Raw genomic sequence first — 11,468 nt, 5'->3', positions numbered from 1 at the left:
TCACTTAGAAGCCTCTAATGTAGAGAAAAAATGAAAGTTTGGTTGTTAGTAAACGAGGAAAAGTTAGGTCCATTTGAGACCTTTGAGGTCCGAGAACGTATCGATGCCGGTGAACTTACCCAGGACACATTATGCTGGTATCAAGGAGCCGCATCTTGGGGGCCACTCGGAGAGGTTGCCCAGTTTGAGACCATGTTTGATCAGGTAGAAGAGGTTTCAGATCTTGTGACGCCTCCACCGATTCCTGAATCCGTAAAAAACCAAGCAGAGAAGATAAAAGAGGCTCTAGCTGAGGAACTCAGTAAGGCTCCGCCGCTCCACGCGATTCGTCGATTCTTTGCGAGAATGCATGATTTCCTCCTCTACATGGTTCTTGTTTTTGCCGTATTTCAAGAGAAGGTTCTTGAAATGGGCCAAAGCGATTCAGTGGTGCCGTTGCTCGCTGTTGGTTTCGCCTACGTGCTGCTAGATGCCATTATGATTCATCTGTGGAAAGTCTCTCCTGGCAAGTTCTTGCTAGGGATGCGAACGACTGATGCCTTTGGTCATGCGATACCTCTCAAGTTTTCTGTATTACGCTCACTGCGAATGTGGATACTAGCGATGGGAATGGGGGTCATACAAATTTGGCCATTCTCTCTGGGAATATCTTGGTTCTTGTCCCGTCGCTTCGGATTCTTTCTGTGGGACATACCTAGGCGCTACCGTGTGGTGGCGCGTCCCTTTTCAGGAATGCGTGTGGTAGCCTATGTAGCGAGTATCTTTGCAATGTCACTCTTCTTAAATATGGTGCTTCCGGAGGCTTTATTGGATGAAATGCGGAGTGAGAGCTGGATGCAAGAATTTATAGGAGAGTCGAAATAAGCGATCCTGCACTTGCAGTTGCTCAGGATACTTCTTACATCTACCTCAGCTATGCGAGATATTGTTTACTTCGACCTCGAGACCCAAAAAAGCTTTTCCGCCGTGGGTGGCGCTAAAAATAAAGCAAAGATGGGAGTCTCCGTTGCTGTGACGTATTCAACCAAGTCCGAGCAATACATCGTTTATGGCGAAGACCAAATGGACGCGCTGGTTGAGCAACTTGTCCGTGCTGACTTAGTTGTCGGATGGAATCATATCCAGTTCGATTACCCAGTACTCCAAGGTTACACGATTTACGACCTCGAGGCGCAGACGATGAATCTAGATATGATGTTAGATTTGGAAGCTGAGGACAAGTTAGGCTTTCGATTGAAGTTAGACTCTGCAGCAAAGGTGAGTTTGGGAATGGGGAAAACCGCAGATGGTCTCGATGCCCTCAAATGGTGGAATGCCTACAAGAAGACTGGCGATGAATCCTATATGATGAAAATCGCTGAGTATTGCTGCTTTGACGTTAAGGTCACTAAGTGTGTCCATGAATACGGTCTCGAGCACGGGCTGATTCGTTATGAAGACAAAGGTGGGCAGCCAGCGGAGGTTGCTGTCGACTGGACTTAGCAGATTCGCTTGATGGCCTTCTTTCTTTCGTGAACTACTCGAGGAATGATTAGATAGTAAGGGGACGGACCCATGTAATCAAAGAGTGTGCGAACCTCGGGCACTCCGTTGAGAAACCCGTAGTGCTGACCAATGGCCCAGTTGATAGTCATGGTGAGGGCCATGTAACCCCAACTCCAGTACAGAGCGCGTTTGAAGGCTCCTTTTTCTGGTGTGATCTGAAGGCCCCAAACTAGTAAAATTGCAGTGACTGGAACTCCTCCGTGTTGCAGGAAAAAAGACGAGGAACTCGGGAGTTCCCCAGCCAAACCATAAAGTGGGGGTGATCAGGCCCTGTAAGGTGCCAGCTAGTCCCCAAAGGTAACCGATCTCTGCCAACCGTTGGCTTGTCTAATAAGAGCTATCGCTAGGATGATGGAGACCACATCACAGAGGTAGAACGTTAGCGAGCAATGCTCAACCAATTCCCAACCAGTTGCTGTGTTTCCAAATCTCAAAATCGTCAATACCGGATCGAGCGCGACAGCTGTGAGTAAAAGGCCGGCTAGGGAAACGCGTATAATGGATTCAATTCTCGAGGATTTGTTCGACCTTAAATAAAAAATCAGGCAAATCGCAGTCGCAAAGGTGAGGGCAATAGCTGCAAAATGAGCCGTACCAAATAGTTCAAACTGGCTGACTGCAAGGGGGATGAAGGAGCTGGTCATGGTCTGAATATGCTAACCATATAAGTTGAATTTTTCAGTGGAGGTCTGTGAAACTCGCTCTTCAGTATGCATATCCGTTTATTTGTATGGATTTCAGGTGCCACGTGGGAAAAATATCTGACCTTTGTAATGGCGGAAACTGCTAGAATTTTATCTAGTGCTCTCGTTGTGAAAGAACTTTTAGAGATTTCAATGTTGCCCTATATGCTACCTGTATCAGCAGGATTGGTTATGATTATCTTAATGTTATTACTCAGTGTGGTGACAGGAGGTTTGGCTGACGGCTTCGATATTGATCTCGATGCTGATTTGGAGACCGATGGGGTAGGTGGAATCTTTGATGGTTTTCTTCATTTTGTGAATGCCGACAAGGTGCCAACGATGCTGGTGTTGTCCTTCTGTTCTATTTCTATGTGGATGACTGGAGTTTCTCTAACGACACTCTTTAACCCTGAATATAACAACTGGATAGGCCTAGGTATTCTAGCGGGCGGATTTGTGGTGAGCGTGGTTGTCACGCGCTTCGCCGTGATGCCCTTTATCCCACTGTTTAGGTTACTCAAACAGGGGGAGGACAACGGTGTGAAGGTCGAAGGGCATAAAGGAACTGTGAAGTCGATCGAGTTAACAGAAAAGTTTGGTCAGGTGGAGATTATAGGCCACGACGGACCTTTACAGCTAAATGCAAAACTAATAGAAGGGTCAGAAGCGCTGAAGCGTGGAGACGCTGTCGTGGTCATTGAGAGATCTGAAGACGGGAAGTATTACTCCGTAGCTAAACTAGAAATTTAAAAACAAAAAATAAAACGATGAATAAAAATGAAATAATGCAGTTAGACATTCTAGCATTTGATTGGGGCTTCCTAGCGAGCACTGGCGCAGTAATAGCGATAGTTGTTGTTCTGGCTCTTGGCTATTTGGTGATCAACTGTTTCCGGAAAATTGAAAAGGGGACGGCTCTCATCCGAACTGGTATCGGTGAAACAAAAGTGACATTTGATGGTATGTTTGTCATTCCAGTGATGCACCGATCTGACCTCATGGACATTTCCCTCAAGCGTGTGGAAATAGATAGAACAGCGAAGAATGGACTCATCTGTAAGGACAACATGCGTGCTGACATCAAGGTTGCATTCTTCGTTCGCGTGAATAACAACAAGGAAGACGTACTGCAGGTTGCAGGCGCGATTGGTTGTGATCGAGCTTCCTCAGAAATGGAAATTCGTGCTCTATTCGATGCTAAATTCTCTGAAGCATTGAAGACGGTTGGTAAGCAGTTCGATTTCATCGAGCTCTATGAAAAGCGTGATCAATTCCGCGACGAGATTCTTAAAGTGATCGGCACAGACTTGAACGGTTTCGTGCTGGATGATGCTGCGATCGATTACCTCGAGCAAACTCCACTAGACGCTCTCGACCCGGATAACATTCTTGATGCAGAAGGTATTAAGAAAATTACTGAGCTCACGGCAGGTCAGGCTAAGTTAGCGAACAACATCCAACGCGACAAAGAACGTGTGATCAAGCAGCAGGATGTGGAAGCGCGTGAAGCAATTCTCGAGCTCGAGCGCCAACTTGCGGAAACCGAGGCTAAGCAAGAACGCGAAGTGCAAGTGGTGCAATTCCGTGAGCAGGCAGCGGCTGATCAGGTTCGTGAAGAGGAGAATCAAAAAGCTGAGCGTGCGCGCATTTCAGCAGAAGAAGAAATTCAAGTCGCTGAAGAGAACAAGCAACGCCAGGTGTTGGTGGCTTTGCGCAATAAAGAGCGTACTGATGCGGTTGAAATCGAGCGTGTTGAACGTGAGCGTGAGCTTGAAGTGATCGAGCGCGAGCGAGTCACTGAACTCAAATCAATTGAGAAAGAGAAGTTTGTAGAGGTTGAGAAGAAAAACATCCAAGAGGTGATCAAAGACCGCGTGGCTCTCGAGAAGACCGTCGTTATCGAGCAAGAGAAGATCAAGGACACTGAAGCATTCGCTGGTGCAGATCGTCACAAGCAAGTGATTGTCACTACCGCTGAAGCAGAAGCCGACGAGCGTCTCATCCGTGAAGTGAAAGAGGCTGAGGCTCGTAAAGAGGCTGCTATTCTCAAGGCTGACGAAGAAGCATACGAAGTGCAGAAATCCGCTGAAGCTAGCAAGTTAGCGAGTGAAATGAAAGCTGAAGAGCGTATCATCACAGCCGAAGCAGCACTCACAGCATCTGAGAAAGAAGCAAGTGCCAAGAAGATGCTCGCTGAAGCGGTCACCAAGGAAACTTCTGCGGAAGGCCTAGGTGAGGTAGAAGTGAAGCTCGCTGATGCAGCTGCTCTCAAGGAGCAAGGCGCAGCGCAGGCAGAAGTCGACGCACTCAGCTTTGAAGCAGAAGCTAAGGGTATCGAGCAGAAAGCTGCTGCGATGAAGCTCTTTGAAGAAGCCGGCCAGGACCACGAAGAGTTCAAGCTCGAGCTTGATAAGGCCAAAACAATCGAACTCGCAGAGATCGATGTCCAACGCCAGATCGCTGAGCAACAAGCTGTGGTTATCGGTGAAGCTCTCAAGCAGGCTAAGATCGACATCGTCGGTGGTGAGTCTGAGTTCTTCAACCAGATCACTAGCGCTGTTACCAAAGGTAAGGTTGCTGATCGAATCGTGGATAACTCCAAGGTGCTCACCGACGTGAAGGACACATTCTTCAATGGTGACCCAGAGTACTTCAAGAGCCAGATCGCAAGCTGGATCGACCAATTCGGAATCGAAACGGAAGATATCAAGAACCTCACAGTCAGCGCATTGTTAGGCAAGATGATCCCACAATCTGACACTGAGACACGTGGCAAGCTCGTTGGCCTCCTAGGAGCTGCGGAGCGCTTCGGCCTCACCAACTCCCCAGCCTCAAAATTCCTCTAACGGAGGATTTTTACCACGAATCGCACGGATCTCACGAATGGTTGCAAAGCCAGGATTTGAAACGTGCAGTTCATCAAACCTGATTGAAATAATGGAGCTCATTTATAAAGAAGAATCCTATGCCATCGTTGGAGCCTGTTTCGAGGTCTACAATGAATTAGGCAATGGATTTGATGAGTCTATTTACCATGAGGGGGTAGAGATAGAACTTAGCTCAAGGAATATCCCCTTTGTGTCAGAACTCCCAATACGAGTTCAGTACAAAGGGGCATTTCTACAGAAGTTCTTTAAAGCTGATGTTGTCAGTCACGAGAAAATAATCATCGAGTTAAAAGCTGTAAAAGCTGTAAAAGCTGTAAAAGCACTCAATGATCATAACAGGCAACAGGTAATCAATTATTTAAAAGCTACAAGCTATCGATTGGGACTACTCATTAATTTTGGTGCTCCTGAAGGCCTCGAATACGAGAGAATAGTACTTTAGCAAGAAGGCCGCAGGCCAATTTACTAATTCGTGAAATTCGTGCGATTCGTGGTAAACGCGAGCATGCTGAGTCTCAGGAATCGAATGCAAGATGTCAGAAGAAAATAAACAGTTAGAAGGTGGAGCTTATGAAGTGATTCGGGCTCGCTTGGAGAAACAATCGGTAGAACTTCGTTCGCGCTTGGATGCGCTGAACGAGGAACGTAAATCGATTTTTGGAGCCGTCGAATCGTCGTTAGTATCGACTGAGCGCGTCACGACTGAGCACAATTGTGTGCCACGTGACCTCATAGCGATAGGTAACAACCGCTTCCTGTTCGGCTACAATATCCAGTTTGGACTGAAGCAGACCACTGACCTGTCAGACGTCTTCGCTGTTTACCAATACGACCCGGTTGACCACGGGTTTAGTAAATTATCTATTGAGGAAGTAGTTGCTGACAAAGAGTTTGCGACCGACTTCGCCTACCTTTACAAGTACTACAAGCAAACGATCTTTGCGAAGTTCATGCACATCGGGCCGAATGTGTATATCGCATTGCGCGTCGGCAAGGACATCACGGACATCAAGACCTTCAAGTTTGTCATCAATGGTGACGGCACGCTGAAGTACATGGGTAATCGATTCGATCACGAATACGTTTTCCCTGACCAACATGGTTTTACTTGGGTGCGCGTCAACCGCGACATGCACCGTGGCGGTGAGCATCCACACATTTCCATCGAGGAAAAAGTCTTCGTCGAGACTGTGGGCGGTGATCTAACTGTCAAAATCGAGGACAACACCTCGGATGGCAAGGGAGTCTATTCTGAGGAGGTTGTTGACCAAGATCAGACCCTCGACGATGCGGAGATTTCCTATGCAATAGTCGGGCCTCTTATCATTCTAAAAATTCTTCCGTACAGGGAGAAAGAGTATCGTTATCTCGTCTTTAACGAGAAGAACCAATCGGTTGATAGGATCGATGCTATTGGTGAGTCCTGTGTGCTGCTACCTGAGGATCACGGTATCGTCTTCGCGAACGGTTATTACTTGCTCACCGGTGAGTTAAAGACATTCGACCACGGGCTCGATCACATGCGTTTCGAGCGCAAGATTTCTTCGGCCAATGGTGAAGACACGCTCTACGCTTTTTATAACAGGACGGACGGCGACTATGTCTTGCTCAACTATAACTTGATCGAGCAAACTGTCGAAACTCCATTTGTCTGTAATGGTTACTCGGTCTTCGACAATGGTGAGTTGATCTATTTTAAGACTGAGGATGAAGCGCAGAAGCATCACACTCTCCAGATCTGGCAGACTCCAATCCTGAGTGCCGATGCTGTTGCTGCTCAACAACAGGACCAGGATAGTTATCTTTTCAAAATTGGTAATGCTGGGCTTGTCTCGGCGATGGCTGAATGTCGTGAATTGTTGACCTTGTTAGATAAGGACGACAACTACGCTGGACTGTACATCGACCTAGTAAAACAAGCGACAATCTTGCTTGATAGCTACTTCTGGATTTCTAACGAAGAGACAAAAAATCTAGCTGAACCTCTAGCTGGTATTCAGCAAGCAGCGAATAGCGCGATCGAAGAATTTGATAAAGTCCAGGGGCTTCGTAAGAGCTCTGCCGAACGTATCAAAGATGTATCCGAGCGCTGCGAGCGATTGTTGCGCAATGCCGAACACAGCCCACCAGACGATATTGTTGGCTTTGTAGAGCAACTGGCTGGCCTCCGCACCATCCGTGGTGAGGTCATTGGTTTACGCGAAATGCGCTACATGGACCTTCCGCGGGTCGATGCTCTGGAAGAACGTGTGATCGCTGCCACTGAACTAGTTTCAGCAAAGACCGTGAGCTTCTTGCTCGAGCCACAAGCGCTCGACCCTTATAAGTCCAGAGTAGATGAGCAGAAAAAAGTGCTCAACGCTCTCACAAAGGTCACCGAGGCTGATGATTTAGGCGAGGAGATTGCCAATGCCGGTAAAGAACTCGAAATGTTGATCGACGTGGTGTCGAACCTCAAGATTGAGGACTCGACTCAGACGACGGCGATCATCGAAAGTATTTCAGCGATTTACTCTCAGCTCAATGGGGTAAAAGCTGAGCTGAAGAACAAGCGTAAGGATCTGTCACGCACAGAAGGTGTGGCGCAATTCGGGGCGCAGATGAACCTACTGAGCCAGGCTGTGGTCAACTATCTAGACCTCTGTGATACGGCTGAGAAGACCGATGGCTACCTCACTAAGGTGATGGTGCAGATCGAAGAACTCGAAGGCCGATTCTCCGAATTCGATGAATATGTAGAGCAGCTCACGACGAAGCGTGAAGAAGTTTACAATGCCTTTGAAGGGCGTAAGCAGCAGCTCTTAGAGAAAAAGAGTAAGCGCGCAAGCAGCTTGATCAAATCTGCCGACCGCGTGCTTAGTGGCATCACTAACAGGGTTTCAGGATTTAAAGAAATCAATGAGATCAACGGCTATTTTGCCGGTGACCTGATGATTGAGAAGGTGCGCGATATTATCGCGCAGTTGATTGAGCTTGGCGATGTGGTGAAGGGTGACGACATCCAGACTCGCCTCAAAACCATCCGTGAAGATGCGGTGCGCGCTCTGAAAGACCGTAACGAACTCTACGTTGACGGCGAGAACGTCATCCAATTTGGTAAGAACAAGTTCAACGTCAATACCCAGGAACTAGAGCTCACCATCGTACCTCACGAGGAGCAAATGAGCTTCACCTTGAGTGGTACAGACTTCTTTGAAATCATCGCTGATGAGCGCTTCCTCGCAACCCGTGGAGTGTGGGACCAGGAAGTGATTTCTGAGAACAAAGAAGTCTATCGCGCTGAGTACCTCGTGCAGCAATTGCTGAAATCCGAAACTGGTAAACAACTAGCGCACGATAAAGCGCAATGGCCTAAGGAAAATTTATTAGCAGTGGTGCAGGAATTTATGCAGCCACGTTACGCCGAGAGTTACACCAAGGGTGTGCACGATAATGATGCAGCATGTTTGTTAGGTGCCATTCTCCCGATCCACACAGGCATTGGTTTGCTCCGCCATGGAGCGTGCGACCGTGCTCTAGCGATGCTATTCTGGCACGCTTGGCAGGGTGATGCTAAAGCGCAACTTGCTGGGAAAATCCGAGCGCACGCCAAGCGCAGGGAGATCTTTGGGGGGAACCGTAATGAACTACATAAGCTCGTGAACGAACTAACTACTCAGCTGAATAGCTGGTGTGGAGTTAGCCAGATCAAAGACGCACACGCTGAAAATGCTGCAGCTTATCTCTTCGAAGAATTATCCAACGGAGAGAACTTTGTTGTGTCACCAGAAGCGGCTGATGTGGTGAAGAAATTTAAACACAGCCTCACAGTGAAGCACGCTGAGGCAGCCTACAATGAGACGCTTTTGGATGAACCAATCGCGGCCTATCAGATCAACCTCGATTGGTTAGAAGGATTTTTATCAACCACAGACCAAACAGAAACTACGGAAAATGGAAAGTCAGAATCTTCTGGGGTGAACTACACAGTAGTCGAAGCTGCGGTGCATTTGACCCGTGGAGGCTACGAGCAGCGCGATGTTATGCACGTCCGTGTGGTGGACACTGTAGAAGGCATGATCGGCGACCACGCTGTGGTGCAGGGCGGAAAGTACCAGCTCGATTACAACCAGTTTACTGAACGCCTTCAGAGCTTCGAGCGTGAAGCTGTGCCGACCTTCACAGCCTACCAACAACTCAAACAAGAATTGGTGGAAGAAAAGCGTGTGGCAATGCGACTAGACGAATTCAAGCCGAAGGTGATGAGTTCGTTCGTCAGAAACAAACTTCTCAACAACGTCTTCTTGCCACTAGTGGGTGACAACCTAGCTAAACAAATTGGCACGGCAGGTAAGGACACTCGAACTGACCGTATGGGCTTGCTCTTGCTGATCTCTCCTCCGGGTTATGGTAAAACGACTTTGATGGAATATGTGGCGAATCGCCTAGGTCTCACTTTCATGAAGATCAATGGTCCAGCGCTCGGTCACGATGTGACATCGCTGGACCCCGCTGAAGCTCCTAATGCGACTGCTGCAGAAGAAGTGAAAAAGCTCAACCTCGCTCTGGAAATGGGAGACAATGTGATGATCTATCTCGATGATATTCAGCACACACATTCCGAGTTTCTTCAGAAATTTATTTCACTCTGTGACGGGCAACGAAAGATCGAGGGAGTCTACAAGGGAGTCGCTAGAACCTACGATCTACGAGGCAAGAAAGTTGCCGTGGTCATGGCCGGTAACCCATACACTGAAACTGGCGGTAAGTTCCAGGTGCCTGACATGCTTTCAAACCGAGCCGACACCTACAACCTCGGTGATATCATTGGTGGGCATGCTGAGGACTTCAAAGGGTCCTATATAGAGAACTCGCTCACATCTAACGTGGTGCTGAGTAAGCTCTCTAGTAGAAGTCAAAAGGACGTCTACGCAGTGATGCAGATCGCTCGCACTGGCAGCCAAGAGGGAGTGGATTTCGAGGCAAACTACACGCCAGCTGAGATCGAAGAAATGGTCAGTGTGACTAAGCACCTCTTCAGGGTGCGTGATGCTATCCTACGAGTAAATCTAGAATACATCCGCAGTGCGGCACAGGAAGACGCCTACCGCACCGAGCCAGCATTCAAGCTTCAGGGCTCCTACCGAAACATGAACCGTATTGCCGAAAAGGTCTTACCGCTCATGACTGTGAAAGAAGTCGAAGGGCTCGTGGTAGATCATTACGAGAACGAATCCCAAACGCTCACGACTGGTGCGGAATCCAACATCCTCAAATTCCGTGAGATGGAAAACATCCTTACCGAAGAGCAATCAGCACGCTGGGAAGATATTAAGAAGGGCTTCAAGAAAAACCTCTTGATGGGAGCCGCAGGTGGTGAGGACGATCCAGTCGCCCGCATCGTGGCGCAACTCACTCAGTTCAACGATGGCCTGGATTCTATCAAAGACGGAATCGTCAATGCCGCGACTCACTACACCCAACCGCAAAACCTTGGGGAAACTACCATTGGTCACCTGGAGAAAATCATCGCAGGGCTCCGCGCAGTACCGGTCGAAGTCGATATCAAAGTCGTCGCAGTAGAAGATGCCGACGGTGATGGCGAAAACGATGGGAAGATCTCCAGTCTTGAAAAGACCAACAAATCCCCAATTGCAATCGACCCAGAAGTCCGCCAAGGCGAGTGATGTTAAAACATCTCCCTTTGATTCTTCTTTTTTAGGTGTGGCTACTCAAGCTATGTCAGACAGACTAACTATGAAAAATCATCTAGCTTCCAACTCATCAATATACCGTTCAAATCACTACAAATGTGTGGATTTCATTGTCTGCCTCAGAGCGATTCTCGTAGACTTAGAGTCCTCTAAACGGACTAAGTCTAGGATTGCTGTATATTCAGTAAAGTTAGAACAATCAGCATGCCGTACTAGCTGATATACCTCTTTCGGAAATACGAACATTCAAATTTCCAAATAAAGTCTGATGTGGTCTCCTAAAGGTTGCCGGAGATTTGCAGTTTACATTGAAATTCTGACAGCTCTATCGATGACGAGTTCATATTGGTGATTAGATTGCCTCAAATATCATTGTCCTATTACTTAGTTCTTTTGGATCTACGGTTCGAGCGACTTCCATGTTTTTTATAAACTCCACGAGCTTCGGCTTTAGCCTCAGCTGTAACTCTTACAGCACGAATTTTTGATTGAGCCTTTTTATAAGCCACTGAGTGTATCACGAGAGGCTCTGGGTAGTCTTTGCCAATTACACAGCCGCAAAACTGTTGCTCTAACTCTGGCATTAATTCTGGTTGAGCCAGATAACTGCATGGCACCTCAGCGAGTTCAGGAACCCACTTTTTGATAAAAACACC

General features: G+C 47.7%; 9 protein-coding genes. 6 read left to right on the top strand and 3 right to left on the bottom strand.

Annotation, left to right across the window (positions count from 1 at the left end):
* Positions 1-30: 30 nt before the first annotated feature.
* Positions 31-864: a DUF4339 domain-containing protein gene (locus ABGY95_RS06075; protein ID WP_347440802.1), complete on the top strand. Its 834-nt coding sequence runs from the start codon at positions 31-33 to the stop codon at positions 862-864.
* A 51-nt stretch (positions 865-915) separates the two neighbouring features.
* Entirely contained in the window at positions 916-1,482 is a 567-nt protein-coding gene (locus ABGY95_RS06070) for a ribonuclease H-like domain-containing protein (protein ID WP_347440801.1), read from the top strand.
* Here the strand turns inward: ABGY95_RS06070 and ABGY95_RS06065 are convergent.
* The gene (locus ABGY95_RS06065) at positions 1,479-1,790 is read right to left on the bottom strand and encodes a hypothetical protein (RefSeq protein ID WP_347440800.1); all 312 of its coding nucleotides are present in this window, start codon (positions 1,788-1,790) and stop codon (positions 1,479-1,481) included. The two genes, ABGY95_RS06070 and ABGY95_RS06065, sit on opposite strands and share 4 nt — an antisense overlap.
* A gap of 39 nt (positions 1,791-1,829) precedes the next feature.
* A complete protein-coding gene (locus ABGY95_RS06060; protein ID WP_347440799.1) occupies positions 1,830-2,189 on the bottom strand; it encodes a hypothetical protein in 360 nt (119 codons plus the stop codon).
* A 66-nt stretch (positions 2,190-2,255) separates the two neighbouring features.
* Between ABGY95_RS06060 and ABGY95_RS06055 the strand changes: the two genes are divergently transcribed.
* The 4 genes from ABGY95_RS06055 (at position 2,256) to ABGY95_RS06040 (ending at position 10,785) form a co-directional block, all read left to right on the top strand.
* Entirely contained in the window at positions 2,256-2,981 is a 726-nt protein-coding gene (locus ABGY95_RS06055; RefSeq protein WP_347440798.1) for a hypothetical protein, read from the top strand.
* A gap of 17 nt (positions 2,982-2,998) precedes the next feature.
* Positions 2,999-5,077 (top strand): flotillin family protein, encoded by a 2,079-nt coding sequence (locus ABGY95_RS06050; protein WP_347440797.1) that lies wholly within the window; start codon positions 2,999-3,001, stop codon positions 5,075-5,077.
* A gap of 37 nt (positions 5,078-5,114) precedes the next feature.
* Positions 5,115-5,561: a GxxExxY protein gene (locus ABGY95_RS06045; protein WP_347440796.1), complete on the top strand. Its 447-nt coding sequence runs from the start codon at positions 5,115-5,117 to the stop codon at positions 5,559-5,561.
* A gap of 91 nt (positions 5,562-5,652) precedes the next feature.
* Positions 5,653-10,785, top strand: coding sequence for a DNA repair ATPase (locus ABGY95_RS06040; protein WP_347440795.1), 5,133 nt, complete (start codon positions 5,653-5,655; stop codon positions 10,783-10,785).
* Between the two features lie 407 nt (positions 10,786-11,192).
* Here the strand turns inward: ABGY95_RS06040 and ABGY95_RS06035 are convergent.
* On the bottom strand, positions 11,193-11,468 hold a 276-nt coding region (locus tag ABGY95_RS06035; RefSeq protein WP_347440794.1), incomplete at its 5' end, for an FAD-binding domain-containing protein.

Source organism: Rubritalea sp., assembly GCF_039830215.1.
Classification (GTDB): Bacteria; Verrucomicrobiota; Verrucomicrobiia; order Verrucomicrobiales; family Akkermansiaceae; genus Rubritalea.
This window is presented reverse-complemented; position numbering and strand designations above follow the sequence as displayed.